Below are 20,979 nucleotides of genomic sequence, written 5' to 3' on the forward strand. Positions count from 1 at the left end.
GACTACCTCCCCAAAAGATACCTATATTTCGATATCAAATCCGGTAAACTTTCTGACATAATCCTTATAATATTTGTTTACGTCTTCGGTGTGTTCGCCGCGCTTCGACGGCACTTCAATAATTACCGGCGTCAGAATTTTGTTATCCCGTTGTTTTTCAATCAGATCCCGAACAAATTCGGTATAAGTTTCCTGAATCGCAATTACACCGACCTTCGGGTCTTCCAAAAAATTCAAAAAAGATGTGCGAACCTCTTCTTTAGGCGGGGAATCGTTTTCCGGTACTACATAATAACGCCTAACCCCGGCAAGGCGCAGTCCGCTCACCAAATCCTTGTCTCCGATTACCGCTATTTCCAAACCTATATCGGACATTATCCCACCGTTACCAAGTAATCTTTAATATTTTCCAAAGGAATGCCGTCAAATACCGCTTTATAAATAATGCGGACATTACGCATTTCCGTTTCCTTAACATAGAGATACCAAACGACATCAGACGCTGTCATAACACCGGATGATAAAATATCTTTTAAAAACGCAAAGCTCTTTTTTTCAAAAAAGACATCAATTGCGGCAACGTCTTCGTCTTTATTAAATTCGGTAATTATTTCCTCAATCAGCGGCTTATATTGCGTGCCTTCCAGTTTAGCCGGTAACTCGTTCAGTTTAAGCGACAACATTTCGTTTGCCGCCGATTTGGATATCAGATACCCGCCCCCGATTGTTTTATCGGCTGTGTCGCTAACAGTGCGGGCAACGATTTTTCTTATAACCGTCTTGAGTACCTTTAAATCGGCCATTGCGCCGAATACCCCGGCTAATTTATAACCGCCGTCAATACTTCCCGAAATGGCTAACAGTTCGCTGTAATAAGCCTCGCTAAAGGCGATTTCTATTTCGTTTAAAGCCTCTTTTTTGTCGAGTGTTTCGTAGTTTTTCAAAATACCGGCATAGCTTAAAAGGTTAGCGTCAACCAAAATATCAACAACCTGCGATAAATCTTTGGCGCTTTCAAGTTCGGGCAGAAATCCGCCCCAATTCATAACCCCCGCAGGAATCAGCGGAATCTTTTGCCCTGTTTTTAAGGCGCGCAAAACACCGTTGATATTCATAAGGTCATACTTCGTAACATAAGCCTGCAAAAGCATTTTGATTTCATTGGGGACGGAGTTAAACCAGTAAATGCGCTCGACGGATTTATTAAAATACGCCCATAATTGTCGGTCCGCCTCGTCAAAATCGGCCGGCGAAACCCCTGCCAGATATTCCCCGATTTCGGTATCGCTAAGGGCGTCCGCAATATCCTGAACACGCGCAAGCCTCGCTGTTTCCGGTATCGGTCGATAGACGGCTGTTCCGGACTCCGCGCTTTTAAGAAAAGCAGCTATAAATGCGTATTCACCACTTACCATTTTTTAGCTCCGATTATTCCAATAAATCCTTGCTTATTTGAGGGAGAATTGTCGGCATTAGCATTCCAAGCCGAGCATCATAGGTATTATCAATCAGGTTTCTCCCGTCCAAGCTTTCAATTTTTATCCCGCCCAAGCAGTCGCAGGTTCTAATCTCTTTGACTTTGCCCTCAAGTTCTTTATCTTCGGCGACAAGCTGTTTGGCAATAGGGGCGTCACTTTCTTTAACATAAAGAATTACGCTATCCGTTCCCATCTCTTTGGCGGCGTTTTTTGCAAGCAGACGGAAGTTTGCCGAATCCGGCTTTAAACCGGATAGGTTCTCTTTAATTTTGCTTATTATCAAATCAATGGCTTTGGCTTTGGCAATCGATAATTCTTTGCGCACTTCAATTGCCGCATTAGCCTTAATCAAAGCCGCTTCCGTTTCAGCTTCGGCGATAATCGCATTTCTTGCTTCTTCAAACGCCAATTGTCGTTTTTTGGCGGCAATTGCCCGTTTTTCGGCCGCTTTTAATTCGGCGCCGCTTACTATCTCTTTAGCCTCAAGCCGAGCCTTTTCCAGAATTGTTTTGCTGATATTGTCGATTGACATAATCTTCTTCCTATATTAAGCCTAACATGCTCAGTGTCATTATCGAAAAAACCAAACCGAGTACGCCTAAAAGTTCCACAAACACAGCCAGCATCATCGCGTTAACCAAAATTTTGCCGCGGGTTTTAATCAGTAACGATATACCCGATGCGCAGATTTTGCCCTGATAAATGCCGGAGAAGCATTCGGCGCCTGCCGTAATAATTCCGGCACCCAAGACAATAAGCCCGCTGCTGACGCCGGAAATAGTGGGGACAACCGAAGTAATGATAATAATCAAGACAATCAAGCCGTAGAAGGTTTGTGTCATCGGCAGCGATGCCAAAAGAATCACGTTTCTTAATTGCCCCGAATCTTCGGATAGTGTCGCCGCGCCCGATGAACCGGCAACCCCGATTCCGATAGCCGATCCTATCAAACCGCCTACCAATGCCAGTGCCCCGCCTAATGTTGCAAGAGATGCAGCATCGAATTCCATTGTTTCCTCCTTAACTTGTCTGCCAAATTATTTAGCAGAGATGTTTTATACGGTAACTCTTTTCTTTATTTTGAAGGGTTTGTACTGATAGCCGCCACCCTCATAAAATTTAAACAGAAACTCCACAAAGCACAGGCGCAGGGAGTGGATAAATCCGGTAATTCCGCCAAGTAAAAGGTTGATGGCATGTCCGAAGACAAAGAACAACAACCCGATTATAGCTCCGATAACCGTGCCGACAGGCCCGCCGAATAAATCCCCGAACGTGCCGGTAAGCATATTAAATGTGGAGGCCAAGTAGAAAGTTGCCATTCCCACACCGGCTAAACGGGCGTAGGACATCACATCTCCCAACAGCCCCGTCAGGTCAAAAATCCACATAAAAGAGCCGAGCCCGCGGTTAATGGCCAGGTTGCTGGCAATAATCAGTGCGATTCCGGCTAGCATTACATAGCTTAATATCGAATAAAGCGCGGCACTCATACCGGGGATACTGACCTTTAAGATCGAGTTAATAATTACCGGAAGGCCAAACTGGAGTAAAAATATGCCGACTTTATTAACTGCCGTCCAACGGTCTTTATTTTTTACGGCTTTTACAAGCGCGAGTGCATATCCGATATTAACGTGTACCAAACCGATTCCCAGTGAAATAACAATAAAGGTTACCGGGTCTCCCAGCAAGTTTTTAATTGTTGTGCTTAAAGCAAAATTTTCCAAACCGAATAAAAGGTAGACGTCTCCGAGGTATTGTCCGACCAGCAGCCCTGCGATTAAGCCCGCTCCGCAGCAGGTGTAAATAAGCCGCTGGAACGTTTTAAACTCATCTGTTTGAGGGTCGTCAACAAATTTCGGCAGTAAAAACTTGGCAAGCAGCGCAATACCGATAGCGTAAATAACATCGCAAATCATTAACCCAAAAAAGAGCGCAAAGGAATAGCTTATAATCGGGGTTGGGTCCCACTCTTGGTATTTGGGTCTTCCAAAAAGGTTGACAATGATTTCAAAAGGACGGAATCCGCCCTTATTTTTTAGTTTTGTCGGAGGTTCTTCCCCATCTGCGGGGTATCTGACATCCAGATAAATATTTTGGATCTTATCTTTTAGCTCGTGAACGACTGTTTCGCGGCTGTCATCCGGTACCCAGCCGGAAATCATAACCGCATATTTGGATTCAACGGCCTTTTCCAAAACCGCAAGCCGCTCTTTTTCCGAAACGAGCGCCACATATAACATCGAGAGCTTGGAAAAGTTGTTTTCAATTTTTTTCTTTAACTTGGCATTTAAGGAATCAACCTCATCGGTTAAGTCGGTGATATTTTTAACGGAGTTATCAATAAAGTCCTTAATCGAAATATTTTCGTTTACGGCGGGAACGTTTATTCCGCTTGCCTCGGTAATCAGTGCTTCAAAAGCGGATAAGTCTGCGGCGCTGCCGACACCGTAAATAACGGTATTATCTTCGGATATTGCAATAACGGGTTCAATAAGGTACTGCTGTATTTTTTCGCTGTACTTGCGATAAGCTTCGTTATTTAGAGAAAAAGTTCTTGCAAACAGGTATTTACCGGTATAGTGCAAATCAGACATTAAGATGTTTTGGTTTGTGCTTAAAGGGGTAACGTAACGCACCGTTTCTTCGGTGTTTTTTAATTTTTCGGTTGCCGCAACACCGGTTTCATATAATTCTTCAAAGTCTTGATAAAGTGCGTTAACTTCTTCGGCAAACTCGGCGTTGGTGCGGGTGTAGATGATTTCGGTGTCTTTGTCGGTGGTTATTGAGTTTGCCTTATCGGCGTAACTTAGCATTTTGGAGACGTTTGCAAGGAGGGAGTTTATATTTTCTTTTTCGTTTTCAATCAGGTTTTTGTCAACGGGGGTCAATTCATCACTGCTTTCGACATGCAGAACGCCGATTTTTTGCAGCAACCGCAACACCGTATCGCGCTCATCCTTAACGGCTAAAACCTTTAACTTTAGCATCGATTCCGGCTTGTTGACGATGATGGGTATCACTTAATTTGATCCCCCAGGATAATGCCGACAACCCTTTGAGCGATGTCGTTAATCTTTTGGGGCGGCAAATCGGATATGCTTTGGGCTTTTAAATTTGACTCTGCGATTTGGCGGTTCGCAAAGCTGCGCGCTTCATCAACTATCTTTTTGGCTTCCGCCCGAGCTTCGTCGAGGTTGAAATTATCTGTTTTTGTAACAGCGCTGTCTGAGTCCGCTTCGGAAATTATACGTTTAGCCTCGTATCCGGCGGATTCAAGGATTTTTTCCGCTTCATCTTCAATTGACTTCAGCTTCCCGATCATGCCTTCCATATGTAATCCTCAATTATTCTTTAGACGTTATAAAAAACAAAAGCACCCAAACCTTTTCGGTCGGTATGCAAATTATTAACAATTTAAAGAAGGCTCTGAGTTTTAACTATTAAAGACACTAAAAAACGGTAGCGCAGCCACCGCCCTTTAGCGCCGTTATTTCTTTTCGAGAAACATAACCGGCTTGCAGCCCATTTAAGACACCTCTTTCAGGCTAACGCCTCATAGTATAGCGAATAATTAAGTAGTTAGCAAATTAAGGATTTATTGGCCGAGATTGCGAAGATTTAATAGAGGATGCTTTCGATTTTGAAATATTTAAAAGAAACGGAAAGTTGATGATAAATAAGACATTTATGCTGGGAAAAGCAGTTCTGTGTTATGCGAACGATAAGAAAAGACCTGGGTGTAATATTTATTAAATGCAATAGATTGTGCGATATTATAATCTGAGGTTGAACAAGTAAAATGGTGTTTTCTTGTAAACGAAAATCTAATTATTCAACAGTTTCTATGTTATAACCCAATGTTTCCCCTAGTATTATACATCCCTCCAGTAAATCATTATATTTATTTTCTGACAATGTTATGCCTTTTTTTGAAGGAAAGTATTCTTCTCTGTCTTTTCCCATAAAGAAGATTCGAATATCAATATATTTTGTACCTTTGTATTCATTTAGCATTATTCGAATCTGTTCCTTGGAATTCTTTTGGAATGAATGGATTAAAATCCCAAACTCTTCGCTTTCCATTTCACATCCTCCACATAAAACAATAGTGGGGAAACATCCCCCACTATTGTACCACTGGCTATACTGAAACTCTAGTTGGTGATACTGCCAGAATCCCTTAATTTTTCGGACATATCATCTGCTATTAAATTAAATCCTTTCATTGATCCTGCCATAGCCGCTCCGTCAGCATTATCATTTCTCCAATAATCCGGCGATATAAACTCTTCAAGATTCGTGAGAATATTTTTGATATCACTTATGGAAGGATCGCTTATTCCATTTACCCTTAATTCTTCTAAAATATCAAAAGCCAGTATATGAAAACTAAAAACACCCGGTGTTTTTTGTATAACATATTCATTTGGTGTCTCAAATGCTTCTGGTATTAATTCCTGTAATGCTATCCAAAGATATTTTATTTTTTCGGCCAATCTAGTTGGTGTCCATGTACTATACGGGCGCTGATTTAAAATGGGTTTTAAGGATGTGCTAAAAGATAATTCCCTCACGATGTGGCCACTTTCCTTTCTGCTGTTTGGTGGCTGTATTTTGCCCTTCCACGGTGAATCATGGTCCATTCCGAGTATTTTGATTATTTCGGCCGACGTTGCTTCCCAAACCCTGCCAGATAGCCTTATTGCTCTTCTTCCTTCTGGCGAGCCATCTGAATATTTTAAGGCCAGTAATCTTCGAGCTAAATCTGTACGCACCTTCTTCATGGTTTCATTGATAATTCTAAATTGATTGGCCTCATCTTCTGATTCCATATTTTCTATTATCACTATTGGCAATTCGTAGTCCAACAGCCTGTCTAATCCAAACTCTTCAATTGCTCTTTTAATACCATACACCCTGTGTTGCCCATCCACTATATAAATCTCTGAATTAGCGGGGATGTCAATAAACTCTCCCTCTTTTTCCAACTGCCCCCTGTAACTCAACAATATACTTGTGGGTAATAAAGGGCGGGATTCATTTTTTAAATAACTCGCCACTTTTTTTGTTCGAGCAGGTTCTGGCATTCTTTGATACCCTTTATATTCCCCGCCTTCCTCTCTATAAACATCCACTTCGCAAGCATCTACCAAATCCCCCGCTTTTACTACTCCGGAATACAATTGAACGCCCTCTTGTCTAAACGGAATAACCTTAATTCTCATTTTATCCTCCTGATCAACATATTATTTTTTTAGATCAAGATTATTATATAACTGATCATTAGGTTTGTCAAGTATTAAAGATCATTTTTTGAACAAATTTTCAACATTGAAAAGAATTTGTCACTCTAATTAGTTAATTGGCCGGAATTGCGAAGATTTAAAGGTATAACTTAAACCATTACAGTTTTGAAAATAATCTGACGGCTTCCAAAATCCGCCCGCCTCTTTTCTCTTATAAAACCCGATTTTTGATTCAAAAACCCTAGAACTCGCCCCAATCTGTTGTTATAATGTAGGGGGATTAGAGGCTCTAAACGGCAATAATTCCGATAGGAGGATACAGTGAACGAGATAGAACGTACGGACAGTAAAGAGATAATCCACCCCGGCGAATTTAATCTGGAAGAAAAGCAAATGCTGGAACAAATCTATGCCGGAGCGGGGCTTGAGCCTGTGGTTGAGGCCGGAATTAAGGATTACGATGAAAAGATGCAAAAGGAGAGCAAACTCCTTAACAAGGTTTTGGGAACCCGCGGGAGCGATATTAAGGGTTACGGGGAAGCGGTAGCCAAGAGGGTTGCCTTTGCCGTTTACCAGACGTTAAACCGTCAGTACGGCGGTAAAATGGGCGATTTGCGAATCCATATCAACGCCCTTCAGGACGAGCGCGATCGCGCCCGAGATAAATATGATGACCTAATGGGGCGTGTGGTAGGCATTCTCGGTGAAGAATACAAAAACCTGCGCACGGATTCCAAAGAATATATGGTAAAACTAACCACTATTCTGGATTCGGACCTCAAGGAATCGCGCATAGATCAAAAAGCGTTAGCGGAAACGCTTGCCGATATCGACGGCCTAAGAGACCAAATCAAACGGTTGGAAAACGAAAAAGAAGCCTTAATTAAAGAACACGCCGATAAAGAGACGGCACTGATAAAAGAAAGCGACAGGGTCGCTGCCGAGTTGAAAAATGAAATCGCCGGTAAGCAAGAAGAAATTGTAAAGCTTGAACAACAATCGGAAACCCTAACCGGAGAGCTTGCGGTTTCTCGCGGCCAATACGAAAAGCTGGCAACCAGCGCCAACCAAGTGGCAGTAGCTATTAACTATGAAGAAATCGGTGCGGCGCATGCTGAAAGCCTTTATAAATATCTGGTTGAGGATTCCAAAGTCCCGAAGTTTGTTCTTGAGGGCGTTGGCAAGTTTATCGATTTTAATAAGTACCTTAGAACGGCGGTTGCTAAGGGAGCGGAAGAAGCCACCGTACAAGCCGATGCGATACTTAAGGACGGTATGGAGGGGTAGGGAATAGATCTGTTTTTGATTGTAAAAGCTTTTTGTTAAATTTTTTCGATGTAATTTTGTAATGTTTCTACATCGTAAAGAGATACATTTCCATTGTTGCAGACCAGATAGAACTTAATGTCCAGTTTATGCCAACCAAAACCGCACAGATTTTTTCTAAGGACTTTTATGTAGTCTTCGGTTAGCGGGATTGCCAATGCGTGGCTTGCATTTGTGTCTGTCATTCGACTGATAATTTGTCCAACACCTATTAAAAAGTTCATTTCCGCAGATACGTATCCACCCCTGTCTTCTCCTTTTATTTCGACTATTGTTTTTTCTCCGTTTTTTTCTATAATCAGGTCAATTTTACCGCTTTTACATGGAACTTCCGTACTTATTTTGTAATTCTGAGTTTTAAAGTAATTGGTCAGCATATATTGGATTGCGCTCTCTGTAAAAGGATTCTCTTTGTCTTCATTGGGGATATTGGAATCTTTGCGAGAAACACATTTGCAACATATCCAACCTTCCCCCTCTTTTCCGCGTTTTGCACTTAACCATGACAAAGCCTCATTATGGTCGTCAAAAAATATTTTATTAACGTTTACGTTTGTTTTTTTAATCCAAGAACATGAGGCTGCGTGTAATTTATTATTTGTTGTAGGTTTAATACCGCCCGCAAAGTCGTTGTAAATAAACCCTATTCCTCTACCATGTAAATAGTTCAATCTTTCATTTGTTTTTATTATTTCCATTTATGTAGTTCTCCAATCATTTATTTTTGTTAACATTTTCGTTTTCAAATTCTTGAAGAATTTTGTCTATTTCATTTCTGGTAAAATTATCACCGTGGTCTTCTTCAATCGTATTGGTTTTAGGAGTAAATTCCCAATTACCAACGTGTTCTACTTCAGGATTAAAAAATGTTGCCATTGTTAAGCTTTCTTTGGTTATTAGCTTCCTATATTTTCCAATCTCGGCTTCAATAACTATGAACTTTACGGGTTTGTTAGTAATTGAATATTGTTTTTTCACTATATTTGCGATTGTTTTCATCAAGGTTTCCTTTGGGCGCTCGTACCCCCATTCTTCAAGAGCATAAGTCCCCTTTATCCCAACCCAAACTATACCTTTTCCTTCACGTCCTAGGGTAGCATGGATATTTTTTTCGGAATAGCATGCATCGGGGAATAAATCTAGTAACTTATTGCTTATTTTTGAAAAATGTGAAGGCTCGCCCAATTGTTTTAATGTTAAAAATATTTTTTGCCATAGATTTAATTTTTTTATTATATTAGTTACGCTTTCCTTTATAATTGTTTGACGATCACCTTCAATTAAGGGGCAGTCTTCTCTAAAAATAATATCCTCCAGGCAATTGTTTTGGCAAAAAATGTGTTTCCATGCTTCAAGGGAAGAATCATTCGATGTAAATTTTCCAATCATTTTGATATTGGTTTTAGGGAATTTATTAATCGGTATATCAAGGAGCTTAAATAAAAACATTATTTCATTTTTTATTTTTGAATCTAATATCAAACTACACTTTTTGTTCAGAATATAAATAAGTAGGAGGGACAATAACAATTTTTTATTTGGTACAAGGCTGATTTTCTTCCATGCTTTTACTTGTATTTGTCTTATTCGTTCTCTTGTTCTGTTATATAGGAGCCCTATTTCTTCAAGGGTTAATTTTTTTTCTCCAAATAAACCTTCTCTATAAGAAATGACCGCCCTTTGAGTGCAAGTTAGCCCATCTATCATGTCTTTTAAAGTATTAAATATTATATCTTCTGTAAAGGGTGAATAATTTTTTAAATAATACCTATTTAATATGTCTATCTGTACAGATTCTAGTCGATTTTTATCTATAAACGACAAGATGTATGCTAATGGAAACGTGTAGTTATCATTCGAGTAGGTTCGCAGGTTGATTAAGCCGTAGGCATTACCAAATTCAATAAATTCAGTGGGTATTGTAGTCCATTGGCTCTGTAATCGAAGATTGTTAATTTCGAATAGCAATTGCTCGGAGGATAAAGAGTGTAATCTGAGTGATGCTAATCGAAAGTTGATTCGAATAAACCTTTTAAAAAGAGTATCCTTTGATATGAAGACTGATGGGAAATCGGTTGTATGCCAAATGAATAAGTTACTGTTTTCAATTTTTACCAAAATTTCCTCAATATCATCTTCATAAAAGTGTACAGTTATATCTTCGGCTTGGAATGCATGAGGTAATTCTGCAAGTGTCCTTATAATGTAATTTTGTTGGTCATTATTCATGCCCTGTGTGGTATAGTCCCCCCACTTATTTGCTCTGCGATTCGGCGAGTCCCCTTTTCACAGCTGCCCCAATTTAAATCTACTGGAATCATTTCAATTTTTGGTATATATCTGCGTAAAATAATTACTTTTTCCAACCATTTTCTTTTAACCCCCAAATCTCTTTCTAAATGATTGTATATCCCATCTATTTCTACTTCCAGTTTTTTTAGATCATCAATAAATTTAAAAATAATGTCTCCCAGTTCCCATATTTTTCTTGCGGGTAATTTTATTCGGTTATGTCTAAAATATTCGATTTCGGTTAACTTGGTCTTCATATTAAGTATTGAGTCTTCATATGCCGAAGACGCTTTTTTAAGTAGTGAATCGAAATCATCGTTTTTTAAAAGAAAATCTTTCAAGTTAATTGATGCAATATACCCTTCGGCAGTTTTGTCAAAAGAAACGAATACAATTTCTTCCTTCATTATTTTCTTCCCCAGACTGATATTAATTTGTCCACAAAAGATAAATCATTTGTGTCGCCGACAAAAAGAAACTTTTGCATAGCGTTAGCTATTGCGTACATACAATGTGTCCTTTTTACTTGTGAATTTGTGGATGCTCTTTTGTAAGCAGGGTTCCCTGAATTAATAACGATATTATATCCATCAACCCAAGACAGCTCTTCTCTTTCTGGGGATTCATAAAATGATATTCTAGGTCCTCTTTTACTTGTTCTGCTAATGGGCCCCGCTTTTTTGTCTTTTGCCCCCGCGTTTTCTACTAATGCCTCTCCCGAAGCATCTCCTGGTCCTAATATTGGGTTCTTAGTGTTAATTTTCCCTGTTCCTGAGGGGAAAGTTTGTTCCACACCGCTTTGGAGTCCCGCATCAACTTGGCCGTCCTTTTGTTCTTGCAAAACTTCTTTTTGTAGGGGCATGCCAAAAAACTCACTTAATTCTGGTATTTCATCAATTAATTTTTTAATCTCTTTTTCCAATTTAATCGCTTCGTCGTCAGGAGGAATTTCCGATGATTTAATGCCTAGTTTTTTTAACCAACTTTTAAATTCTTGTCTAATGGGATTGTAAAGCGTCTCAAATTCTTTGTGTTTACCTCTTCTCATAAAATCAGTTTTGGAACTTGTAAGGAAATTAATTAGATCAGGGATTTCAACAACACCAACTATTTTGGGACCTAAGTCTCCCGGAAATTGATTGAATAGATCCGATTTTATAACTTTACCATGAGTACAGAGTAACACCCCACATTGATTTTCCCCCATTGGGTATTCTTTAGAGGATATCCCCAAAATGCCGTATCCGATTTTCCCTCCTTTGCTTGTAGGATAAAACTCATGAATATCGCTTAGGTCAAATTCCGTTTTAAAATTGAACTCTGATATTTCTTTTTTATTTACAATAAAGCGAAGTTCCTTTTTATAAAAATCCAGCTTTTCATATAAAGGCAAAAAATTCAAATCAATTAGTGGTAAATAGTGTTGTTGTATTAAAGTGACGATGTCAGTATGGTTGTTAAAGGGGATGTTAACCTCTTCTCTGAAGATAACTTTTACTTTGGTTCCATATTTAAGATTGTTGGGAGAGGGGATATCTTCCCAAATTAATTTTTTTTCTGTATTAAAATACCAATTTGACCCCCCCGAGAAAGATTTGCTTCGAGTTTCCGTTATTACCTGATTAGCGATATTAAAACTAATTTTTGCGCCAACTCCAGCAAAACCAATTCCTGAACCTCTTGTTTTTAGACCAGCTGCAAAGTCATGATACTGTGCAAAACTCTCTTTTGTCATTCCTGTTCCGTTATCGATGACGGTTAGGGATTTTTCTTTGGAATTATACTCTACCTCGATTGAATTAGCTTTGGAATCCAGTGCGTTTGCTAATAATTCAACAAGAACTACTATTCCGACATCATATGGATACATATCCGCTAAATCTTTAATTAGATTTTCAAAGTTCACGGAACTTTCATGAATCGCCATTTATAACCTCCCGCGATTTGCAATCCAAGTACTCGTAACAATTATAAAATTCATTTTAAATCATATATTATAAATACTCTCTCAATTTCTTAATCAACAATATACGCAACAAAGCTCCCTTTCATCAAAAAGTGGCTGAAAGTTCCCGCAAAACTGGTCGATGAGCTTAATTTGCCCTTAAATGTTATAACGCCTTCGGAGTCCCCGTCCTCGTCAATCGGCTCAAATTGCATGGTAACTTTATTGTTATTGACGGCCATAGTCCCTTGCCATGGGGATTCATCAACATCGATATCTTCCCTGTTGGTATAAAGCGGTGTCAGGACAACATTAAAGTCTGTTTCTCCATCAAGCGGCGGACTAATCACAACTGCACAGGTTACCTCTGTTCCCTTTAGGGTTATATTGATGGAATCGGGGTCGCTGTCGGTGCCGAAAATCGAATCTATTATACTGGTGATTGCCCTGCTGATAGCGGTAATGATGGCATCCAATAATTTCGATTCTTCAACCGTATATTTTAGTTCCCATGTGGTGCAGAGATTGATTACATCGACAGTTGTGAGCGTTTCGGCGTAAAGACGGCCGTCCTTGGTCGAAACGGCTTTAAGGGTTAATACATAACTTCCTTCTTCTTGATAGATATGGTCGGCAACCGGTTTTTTGGTTTCTTTTAGATCCGTACCGTCTCCGAAATTCCAGACGTACTTGGTATCGGACGGAACATCTTTGCCAAGCGCTTTAAATTTGGATTCCACCATTGCAAAGGCGCTGTATTCGTCTTGTTCGAATTCCAAAGAAGCTTTTTGATCATAAATCACTTTTATGCGTTTGAATTCGGAATAACCGTAGTCGATGGAACCCCCTTCCGGATAGCCGAACTCGGTCAGATAGCCAAGGTGGTTTTCTCCTTGCTTTAGAGGCACCTGATAAACCAACGAACCCATATTGGCTCTGACTCTTAAACTGCTGGATACTACCGGCGCAACACCGGTGTAAAAGCTGGTGTACTGGTTGCCGTACCCGCTTTCGACTTTAATTACGACTTTGCCGCGCAGGGACTCGTGGACTTTGGCTGTTTTATCCCCATTGGTTTCCAATATATCCGGACATTTTTTCCATTTGTATTCATCGGTTATCGGATTATAATCGGTGGCGATTTCGTAAGTAATCGGTTCATAGAGATCGTTACCGATGGTGCCCTTTAACATTTGATTATATAAAGTTGCCATCTCATCCCAGTCAACCATCGCGGACTTTGCCATATAACGGATTTCGTTAAAACCGATTGCCCCTTCTGATTCCAAGTCTGCGGCGTTTAATGCCGAAGAATAGGTGTTGAATTTTCCGCTGTCGTAGTTAAGAACTTTGGAAGCTCCGGGGAAATTGGGGTCGGCGGTATAAATTGTTGAGCCGTCAATGCGGTAGGCGATAACAGCATGTCCAGCGACTCTTTTTCTTTTTCCGTCCGCACCGATTTCCGTTTTAGCGACGGCGATATATTGCGGTTCTCCGGTTAGCATCATTGAATATTGGAATGCGGCAAGGGTGTAGTAATCATCAAGCCCTCCCACGTAAGTGCTAAAGGTACGCATTTTAGAATCCCAATCCATTTTTGTTTGGACAACCGAGGCAAAGCGGTAAGCCCAACTGTCGTCTTGCCAGAAGCCTTTGGTGTTAATCCCGTACCGATTATTATCAAAAAGGTTGAATAGTCTGCGGTCTTCGTTTTTTAAATAGCGTTCAAAGTAATACCACATTGCCGATACGCTCTGCCCGGCGCAATGGCCGCCCATCGCAATATGGGACCCCCAATTCGGGAACTGCCAATCGTCCAGCCCCGGCATGAAACCTGTATCGATTGTCGCCCCCTCAAGTTTTGATTTTTTAACCGAGGTTGCCACAAGTTCCGAAAAATGTTGTGTTGCCACTACTATCTCGTTATCGGTAAGCGAAACAAGGGGCAACCCCTCTAATTTTTCGGTCTTTTCATCGTAGTAAAATACCATTGCAAACGAATCATCGGGCAGGTTAATCGGAATTGTGACAAGCATCATCTCATCGGCAAATTTATGGCCGTTATCAACGGTGATTAGGGGTGTCAGAGGGTTAAAATTACCCCCCAGCCGATGGCTTTCGATTTCGCGCGTGGATATTTTAAAGTTTGTATTTTTGTCCATTGCCCCCGCGGGGACATCTATTTGCATTCCGTTTATCGGGCTGTCTTTATCTTCAACAACTATTTTTCCGCCGGAAGAATCCACCGATTGTTTGGCAACTTGATGGCGGCTCCCCAGGTTTAAGGCCTGGCTGGGGTTGCTAAGTACAAAATAGGCGGCCGTTCCGGCCAGTAAAGCAATAACCACCAGTATACTTATTAAGCATCCGCGTCCTTTTTTGCGGGGCGCTTTCGGTTTTTTAGCGGGGGCTTGTTGGTAAGGGGGTGCCGTTTGGTGGGGTGGTGGTTGCTGAATCGGTTGGCTATACCAGCGGCTGCGAGCTTCTGCCAAGGGAATCCAATTCCCGGTACTCGGGCCGTAAAATAAATCGCTTTCAAAGAGCTGCCCGCTGCGATCCATTTCCGCAAGCTGGTTTAACGAATACGGTCCGTTTTGCTGTCCATCTCGATATAAAAACCAATCATTCATAATCCTCTCCAATCGTGGTAATCCCCATTGTTATTATGTTGTCGAGTTGGCTAAAGACAGCTAATAATATCTTTGACTGTTACGTACAATGATAACGTTATTAAGTATAACCATCATAACAGATAGAAATGTGTACGACAATACCTTTTTGAGTTTTTTGGGCCGGATTGTGTGAATAAGTTATTTATATGATTGGCTCCCGCCTTTGATTATTGCAATATTCGCCTCTCTGTTCTAAGATATATCTGTGTTTTAGCGCTTTAAAAAATGCTGCTTGCTTATCGCATTTCAAAATGTAAACTTTTTCTGATTTAAGTCTTATCGGAATAAATTTCGGGAGGATAAAAATGAATTTGGGGAAAGTAGATAGGATTATTCGCGGGATAATCGGCCTGGCGCTTTTGGGCGTGGCTTTATTTGTTTTGGATGGGGCTTGGCAGATAGTTTTAATAGTGCTCGGCGGGGTAATGATTGGTACCGCGCTTAGCGGTTTTTGTCCGCTTTATGTGCCGTTCCGATTTTCAACTAAAAAATAGAAATGCTTTGTATTAGCAAGAAAAACGCTTAAATAGCGTTATTTTAGGCGATTTTTGGGGCCTGCGGATGTTGACAAAAATCGGTGGGCTTTATAAAATGTGTTTTAGCAATCCGGCAAGTACATTGCTAATATAGTATTATAAATCCAGAGGAGGTTGGTAAATGGAATCAATTACAAAGATCGGCGAAGTGCAGCTTGAAGTAACGGGCGAAGTTAAAACCTCAGAAGAATTAAAGGTTATGTTACTTTGGGGTTGGGGCGCCGAAACAACCGGAAAGTTGTCTTTTAATCCGTCCGAGGACTTAAAAGTCGGCGACGGACTAAAGGTTACCATTGAAAAAGTGGTTATTATTCCCGATCCGATAGAAGAGGAACCCGAAGAAGTCGTAGCGGAAGCCGGCGAGTGCCAAGAAGCGGTTGCTGCCGGAGAAGGCGCAGAACCCTCTCCTGAAACCGAAGGCGTGGTCGGAGTCATCGCGGACACCGAGCCGATTCCCGAATGCGAATGCAGTTGTACTTGCACTGCCGAGGAAGGCGAGCAGGCCACGATTGGCACCGAAGGTACCGACAAAACAGAAACCGTATAAATTATAATAATTAGCTAATATTAGGAGGCGTTGAAATATGGAACCGATATTAATCGGACAGGTTGAGAGAAAAGTAACAACCGATGTTCCTGCCAGTGATGAATTAAGGGCATTGTTAAGGGTTGTTTGGACTGCGAAATCCGGGGAAGTTGTGTTTAATCCCGCCGAAGATTTGAAGCGCGGAGACATTATTCGGGTGACCGTAGAAAAGGTTTCCGAAGCCCCCAAAGCGGACTAGTTTTCAAAAAACGCGACAGGTTTTTTATAATCGATTTAATAAAACCCCGGAGGGATCTGGGGTTTTATGGTTTGTTTTAGAAGGAGGTACAGTATGCCATCGGTAGATGTAGTAAGCAAGGTTGATCATCAGGCTTTGGATAATGCCGTTAATAATACACTGCGAGAGGTTGCGACTCGTTATGATTTTAAAAACGTAAAAACCGAGATAACGCTAAATAAAAAAGACAAACTGATTCACATTGTTACCGGTGATGAAATGAAGCTCAAGGCTGTTATCGAGATGTTAAAGGGCAGTTGTGTTCGTTTGAATATAGATGCCAAGTCGCTTGCTCCCAAAAAGATGGAACCGACCTCCAGCGGTATGGTTAAGATGGATGTTCAGATTAATGAGGGAATATCGGCGGATACCTGTAAAAAAATAGTTAAACTAATTAAGGGTACTAACCTAAAAGTACAGCCGGTAATCCAAGACGAGCAGGTTAGGGTTAGCGGTAAAAAAATCGATGACCTTCAGCAAATAATGCAGTTATTGCGAGAGCAAGATTACGATGTCCCTTTGCAATTCGTAAATATGAAAAGAGACTAAGCTAAAACAGGAGGGGGGACGCTCATAAGCGCGCCCCCTTTTTAACCTTGGGGAAAATCCGATTCAAGCACATCCGTTATTTTCTAGGTTTTTTTGACCTCGTTGGATTTGTTTGATATTAAAAATGCCGAGATTATACCGATAATACAAAACAGGACTGCCACTTGCATTGCTGTATTTAAGCTTTCGGCAAACCCCGAAAAAAACATTCGCATTATTTCTGCTTGGAATTCTTCCGGTATACCGCTTAAATCCACCCCGCTGCTGAACCCGCCTTTACCCATCGTATTTATAATTATGTTTTTCATTTCTTCCGTTAGTATCGCGCTGTTATTTAAAGCTGTCTTAACATAACCGATAAGATGGGTTTGTAAAACAGCACCGAGGACGCCGATGCCTAAAAAGCTTCCTATTTGTCTTGTTGTCGACATAATCCCGCTGGCTGCTCCGGATTTTTCCAGCGGGGCGGCTGCCATGATTACTGTGCTGACAGGCGCCATTACAAGCCCCATGCCGATACCGGAGAGTGTCAACGGGAAAATCAGCGATTGCCATGTTGTATCAAGCGATAGGTGCGAAAGTAAAAATATTGAAATGCCGATAATTGCCATTCCGGTGGCAAGTATCCAGCGCGAGGTCTTTTTATCGGCAAATTTACCGGCAAACGGTGCGATCAGTAAAACAGCAAGGGGCATTGGCAGGATTACAAGACCGGTTTTAATGGCGCTAAATCCAAGTACAATCTCAAGGAAAAGCACCAGCAAAAAGAGGATTCCCATTAAGCTAAACATCAACAAGGCGTTTAAAACATTGCCCGCCGAAAAAGAGCGGTTAGTAAAAAGTTTTAAGTCGATTAACGGTAATTTGGAGCGTTTTTCAATCAGAATAAAGGCTGCAAAACCCAAGAGGCTTACTATAAACAGGGAGATAATCAGAGGTGACGACCACCCAAATTTTTGACCTTCAATTAGGGCAAAAGTAAGAGAGAATAAAGCAACGGTTGCCGCAATAATACCCGGGAAGTCAATGTAGCGGCTAACTAAATGCTCCTTGGATTCTTCTATAATAATTAACCCCAGAATTATTGCTATGATTCCCAAGGGGATGTTTACAAGGAAGATATATCCCCACGAAAGATGGTGAACCAGTAAGCCGCCGACAATCGGTCCCAGTGCGCTGGCGGCACCGCTTACAGCGCCCCATATTCCCATTGCCTGCCCGCGGCCACCATCCTTAAAAGCGACATTAATTAATGCAAGAGTAGTTGGCATCATTGCCGCACCGCCCAAGGCCTGGAACACCCTTGAAATAATTAACATTTCGATGCTTTGAGATACACCGCAGAAAAAAGAAGAAATTGTAAAAACGATTAGACCGATAATAAAAAGCCTTTTGCGCCCAAATATATCACCGAGCCTGCCCAGTGTAATCAGGGTGACCGCAAACCCGAGGATATAAACGTTTACAACCCATTCTATATCGGCCAGAGATGCTTTAAAATCATCCATGATGGCCGGCAGGGCGATATTAACAATTGTAATATCAAGGTTAATCATAAAAAGTGCGATTGACAGTACCGCTAGAACAAACCATTTATTGTATTTCCGTTTTGTGGGCATAAAAAATCCTTTTTTGGTTATTCGGTTTCTTTAACTAACGAAGCCAGTTGCGCAAGTGATTCAGAAAGCGTTTTTATTTGATTTGAGTCCATTTTAGCGAGGTTTTCCGTAAAATAATTGCGAACCAAATCGTAATAACCGTTAAGCATGGTTTTACCGGAGTCGGTGATATTAATCAGTATTTTTCTTCTGTCGCTTGAGTCAATTTGTCGTTCAACCGCTTTTTCTTTAACTAAACCATCAATAAAATTCGTCATCTGGGGTTTACTTAAAGACAGCCTTTTGGCAATCTCCGAGGAATTCATAGCTCCTTCGTGTGTCAATAAGGTTAAAATTGCCAGCCGATGATGGGCTATTTTATTTGCCGGAATATAAACGAGGTAGCGGCGCAGGTAATGCATAACAACGTACGCATCATTAATAATATTATCAGTATCGTCAGAATGGTTAAAAAATGAATAGTTCATAAATTAACCAATATTATGGAATATCAATCGGTTGATGTCAATTCCAAAACATAAAATAAGAGTTCGTTTACAAAAACTGTATGAAATATGATCTGTATTGTGTATAATGTTTATATGTATGTTTATTAGGAGGATAGTATGGCTTTTTGCAGTAATTGCGGTAAACAGTTAATTGGTGACCCTGATATGTGTGTAAATTGCGGGGTTTCACTTAAAAAAGGAGGGGTGTCGCAAACGCAATATCAAACTCCGCCTCAGTATCCACAGCAGCCTTATCCCCCGCAGCAGCATTCTCAGCAACCGTATCCGTCTCAATACTCTCAGCAACCTTATCCCCAACAGCAATATCACGGTCAACAGTATCCGCAAAATCAGTATGCCGGGGCTTACGGAGGTGTTTCGGATAAACAAAAGATGGTTGCCGCCCTTTTGGCGTTCTTTCTGGGGACTCTCGGAATTCACAGGTTCTATACCGGAAAAACCGGAACAGGCATAGCAATGGCGGTTTTAACCGTTGTTGGTTGGATTACAACGATTTTCGTGTTTGGTTTTGTTTTGGTTTACGGCGTGGCGTTGTGGGCCCTTGTCGATTTTATTATGATATTATTAGGCAAATTTTCAGATAAATACGGCAGACCGATACTAAACTAGAAAGCATTTGAAATAAAAATTATCCGGTAGTAAAATTAATTGTGTGCCCGGTATTAACGCCGGGCACTTCTCTTTAGATTATTACAATAAAAATTAAAAAGGAGAATTTGAGTGACTCCCAAAATCTTAAGAAAAATCATTAAAATCGATGAAGAAAAGTGCAATGGCTGCGGTGTTTGCGTGCCTGCGTGTGCCGAAGGCGCTCTTCAAATTATTGACGGTAAGGCTAAACTTGTGAGCGAGGTTTATTGCGACGGGCTTGGGGCTTGTCTCGGTGATTGCCCTCAAGGCGCTATTTCAATCGAAGAAAGGCTTGCTTCGGAATTCGATGAAGAGGCTGCTATGGCCTACGTTGAAAGCAAAAAATCGGCGGAAAAGGAAGTTTTTCGAGGTTGCCCGTCCGCTGTTGCTTCGATTTTTGAAAAGAAGGAACCGATAGAACAGCCTGCAATCACAGCGGAAGGTCAGCAATCGATGCTTGGTCATTGGCCGGTTCAGCTTACTCTGGTGCCGCCCAAAGCGCCCTTTTTAGATAATGCGGACGTATTATTGGTGGGGGATTGTGTTCCTTTTTCAATGGCCGATTTTCACACCCGCTTTTTAAAAGATAATGTCGTCTTGGTTGCCTGCCCGAAACTGGATGATTTTCAGGCACATGTTAACAAATTAACCGATGTAATAGCCTCTTCTAATATCAGAAGTTTTACTGTAATTAAAATGGAAGTGCCTTGTTGTTCCGGGCTTGTCAGTATGCTTGAGCAGGCGATGGCAAAAGCCGGTAAAAGGATTCCCTATAAGGAAGTTACGGTTGGTATTAGGGGCAATCTGAAGACGTAAAGGGCGTTCCTATATTTGTCTTTGCGAGACCATTCCCGCAGGGAAGGCGAAGCAATCTTATATAGATAAATTCCTTTGAGATTGCCACGTCACTCGCTAAAAGCTCGTTCCTCGCAAAGACGTTTATAACTTGTCATTCTGAGCCTGCCGAAGAATCTAGGGGTTAAAGAATAGTGCAGCGTTCGGTAACGGATTTTAGGGTAGGGCGATGCCCTTTTTTTGTTGCCGAGGTATCCTCATAGATTATATTTCCCGTCCTCTTAGATCCTTCACTTCGTTCAGGATGACAAACCCCTCGTTCGCCCTGAGCCTGTCGAAGGGTCCTACGAACGAGAGAAACAAGGACTACCATTCGACTGCCGTTATGGTTCGACAGGCTCACCATGAACGGCTGGATTTTTCTTCATTTGTCATTCTGAGGTTGCCGAAGAATCTGGGAGTTAGCGAATAGTGCAGCGTTCGGTAACGGATTTTAGGGTAGGGCGCTGCATCTTTTTTGTTTCTGAAGGCACCTCATAGCCTGTATTTCCC

At 41.1% G+C, this 20,979-nt stretch carries 22 protein-coding genes; 7 read left to right on the forward strand and 15 right to left on the reverse strand.

All coding sequences use genetic code 11. The annotated features are described in order from the left end of the window. Nucleotides 1–21 precede the first annotated feature (21 nt). The 8 genes from WC958_00710 to WC958_00745 form a co-directional block, all read right to left on the reverse strand. Nucleotides 22–375 carry a V-type ATP synthase subunit F gene (locus WC958_00710; protein MFA5628774.1) on the reverse strand — a complete coding sequence of 118 codons (354 nt, stop codon included), beginning with the start codon at nucleotides 373–375 and terminating at the stop codon, nucleotides 22–24. Then, on the reverse strand, nucleotides 375–1,415 hold the full coding sequence (locus WC958_00715; protein ID MFA5628775.1) for a V-type ATPase subunit: 1,041 nt from the start codon (nucleotides 1,413–1,415) through the stop codon (nucleotides 375–377). Before WC958_00715 ends, WC958_00710 begins: the two co-directional genes overlap by 1 nt. A 13-nt stretch (nucleotides 1,416–1,428) precedes the next feature. Next, nucleotides 1,429–2,010: a V-type ATP synthase subunit E gene (locus tag WC958_00720; GenBank protein MFA5628776.1), complete on the reverse strand. Its 582-nt coding sequence runs from the start codon at nucleotides 2,008–2,010 to the stop codon at nucleotides 1,429–1,431. A gap of 10 nt (nucleotides 2,011–2,020) precedes the next feature. Then, nucleotides 2,021–2,488 carry a hypothetical protein gene (locus WC958_00725; protein ID MFA5628777.1) on the reverse strand — a complete coding sequence of 156 codons (468 nt, stop codon included), beginning with the start codon at nucleotides 2,486–2,488 and terminating at the stop codon, nucleotides 2,021–2,023. A gap of 45 nt (nucleotides 2,489–2,533) precedes the next feature. Continuing rightward, nucleotides 2,534–4,504, reverse strand: a complete 1,971-nt coding sequence (locus WC958_00730) for a V-type ATPase 116kDa subunit family protein (GenBank protein ID MFA5628778.1) — start codon at nucleotides 4,502–4,504, stop codon at nucleotides 2,534–2,536. Beyond that, nucleotides 4,501–4,815 carry a hypothetical protein gene (locus tag WC958_00735; protein ID MFA5628779.1) on the reverse strand — a complete coding sequence of 105 codons (315 nt, stop codon included), beginning with the start codon at nucleotides 4,813–4,815 and terminating at the stop codon, nucleotides 4,501–4,503. The genes WC958_00730 and WC958_00735 overlap by 4 nt, the downstream gene beginning before the upstream one ends. A gap of 497 nt (nucleotides 4,816–5,312) precedes the next feature. Next, nucleotides 5,313–5,567, reverse strand: coding sequence for a transcriptional coactivator p15/PC4 family protein (locus WC958_00740; GenBank protein ID MFA5628780.1), 255 nt, complete (start codon nucleotides 5,565–5,567; stop codon nucleotides 5,313–5,315). A gap of 71 nt (nucleotides 5,568–5,638) precedes the next feature. Further along, on the reverse strand, nucleotides 5,639–6,709 hold the full coding sequence (locus tag WC958_00745) for a DGQHR domain-containing protein (GenBank protein ID MFA5628781.1): 1,071 nt from the start codon (nucleotides 6,707–6,709) through the stop codon (nucleotides 5,639–5,641). A 342-nt stretch (nucleotides 6,710–7,051) separates the two neighbouring features. On the opposite strand from WC958_00745, the gene WC958_00750 reads away from it, so the two are divergent. Beyond that, on the forward strand, nucleotides 7,052–8,017 hold the full coding sequence (locus tag WC958_00750) for a hypothetical protein (GenBank protein ID MFA5628782.1): 966 nt from the start codon (nucleotides 7,052–7,054) through the stop codon (nucleotides 8,015–8,017). A 35-nt stretch (nucleotides 8,018–8,052) separates the two neighbouring features. Here WC958_00750 and WC958_00755 read toward each other — a convergent pair whose 3' ends face one another. From WC958_00755 to WC958_00775, 5 genes are all read right to left on the reverse strand, one after another. Beyond that, a complete protein-coding gene (locus WC958_00755) occupies nucleotides 8,053–8,754 on the reverse strand; it encodes a hypothetical protein (protein MFA5628783.1) in 702 nt (233 codons plus the stop codon). 16 nt (nucleotides 8,755–8,770) lie between these two features. Beyond that, nucleotides 8,771–10,285, reverse strand: coding sequence for a sigma factor-like helix-turn-helix DNA-binding protein (locus WC958_00760; GenBank protein MFA5628784.1), 1,515 nt, complete (start codon nucleotides 10,283–10,285; stop codon nucleotides 8,771–8,773). After that, nucleotides 10,282–10,755 (reverse strand): hypothetical protein, encoded by a 474-nt coding sequence (locus WC958_00765; protein ID MFA5628785.1) that lies wholly within the window; start codon nucleotides 10,753–10,755, stop codon nucleotides 10,282–10,284. The genes WC958_00760 and WC958_00765 overlap by 4 nt, the downstream gene beginning before the upstream one ends. Further along, on the reverse strand, nucleotides 10,755–12,275 hold the full coding sequence (locus WC958_00770; protein ID MFA5628786.1) for an ATP-binding protein: 1,521 nt from the start codon (nucleotides 12,273–12,275) through the stop codon (nucleotides 10,755–10,757). Before WC958_00770 ends, WC958_00765 begins: the two co-directional genes overlap by 1 nt. A gap of 89 nt (nucleotides 12,276–12,364) precedes the next feature. After that, nucleotides 12,365–14,923 carry a GYF domain-containing protein gene (locus WC958_00775; protein MFA5628787.1) on the reverse strand — a complete coding sequence of 853 codons (2,559 nt, stop codon included), beginning with the start codon at nucleotides 14,921–14,923 and terminating at the stop codon, nucleotides 12,365–12,367. Between the two features lie 347 nt (nucleotides 14,924–15,270). Between WC958_00775 and WC958_00780 the strand changes: the two genes are divergently transcribed. The 4 genes from WC958_00780 (at nucleotide 15,271) to WC958_00795 (ending at nucleotide 16,874) form a co-directional block, all read left to right on the forward strand. Then, entirely contained in the window at nucleotides 15,271–15,459 is a 189-nt protein-coding gene (locus tag WC958_00780) for a DUF2892 domain-containing protein (protein MFA5628788.1), read from the forward strand. 163 nt (nucleotides 15,460–15,622) lie between these two features. Then, nucleotides 15,623–16,048 carry a hypothetical protein gene (locus WC958_00785; GenBank protein MFA5628789.1) on the forward strand — a complete coding sequence of 142 codons (426 nt, stop codon included), beginning with the start codon at nucleotides 15,623–15,625 and terminating at the stop codon, nucleotides 16,046–16,048. A gap of 37 nt (nucleotides 16,049–16,085) precedes the next feature. Further along, on the forward strand, nucleotides 16,086–16,286 hold the full coding sequence (locus tag WC958_00790; GenBank protein MFA5628790.1) for a hypothetical protein: 201 nt from the start codon (nucleotides 16,086–16,088) through the stop codon (nucleotides 16,284–16,286). Between the two features lie 93 nt (nucleotides 16,287–16,379). Further along, nucleotides 16,380–16,874 (forward strand): YajQ family cyclic di-GMP-binding protein, encoded by a 495-nt coding sequence (locus tag WC958_00795; protein ID MFA5628791.1) that lies wholly within the window; start codon nucleotides 16,380–16,382, stop codon nucleotides 16,872–16,874. 83 nt (nucleotides 16,875–16,957) lie between these two features. On the opposite strand, the gene WC958_00800 is transcribed toward WC958_00795, so the two are convergent. Both WC958_00800 and WC958_00805 read right to left on the reverse strand, forming a co-directional pair. Then, nucleotides 16,958–18,493, reverse strand: a complete 1,536-nt coding sequence (locus WC958_00800) for an MFS transporter (GenBank protein ID MFA5628792.1) — start codon at nucleotides 18,491–18,493, stop codon at nucleotides 16,958–16,960. Between the two features lie 17 nt (nucleotides 18,494–18,510). After that, a complete protein-coding gene (locus tag WC958_00805; protein MFA5628793.1) occupies nucleotides 18,511–18,960 on the reverse strand; it encodes a MarR family transcriptional regulator in 450 nt (149 codons plus the stop codon). A gap of 138 nt (nucleotides 18,961–19,098) precedes the next feature. Here WC958_00805 and WC958_00810 point away from each other — a divergent pair, with 138 nt between their 5' ends. Together WC958_00810 and WC958_00815 are read left to right on the forward strand one after the other, a co-directional pair. Further along, nucleotides 19,099–19,611, forward strand: a complete 513-nt coding sequence (locus WC958_00810; GenBank protein ID MFA5628794.1) for a TM2 domain-containing protein — start codon at nucleotides 19,099–19,101, stop codon at nucleotides 19,609–19,611. A gap of 111 nt (nucleotides 19,612–19,722) precedes the next feature. Continuing rightward, nucleotides 19,723–20,448 carry a 4Fe-4S binding protein gene (locus WC958_00815; GenBank protein MFA5628795.1) on the forward strand — a complete coding sequence of 242 codons (726 nt, stop codon included), beginning with the start codon at nucleotides 19,723–19,725 and terminating at the stop codon, nucleotides 20,446–20,448. The last annotated feature ends 531 nt before the right edge of the window (nucleotides 20,449–20,979 follow it).

The sequence above is a fragment of the Dehalococcoidales bacterium genome, from assembly GCA_041656115.1.
Classification (GTDB): domain Bacteria; phylum Chloroflexota; class Dehalococcoidia; order Dehalococcoidales; family UBA5627; genus UBA5627.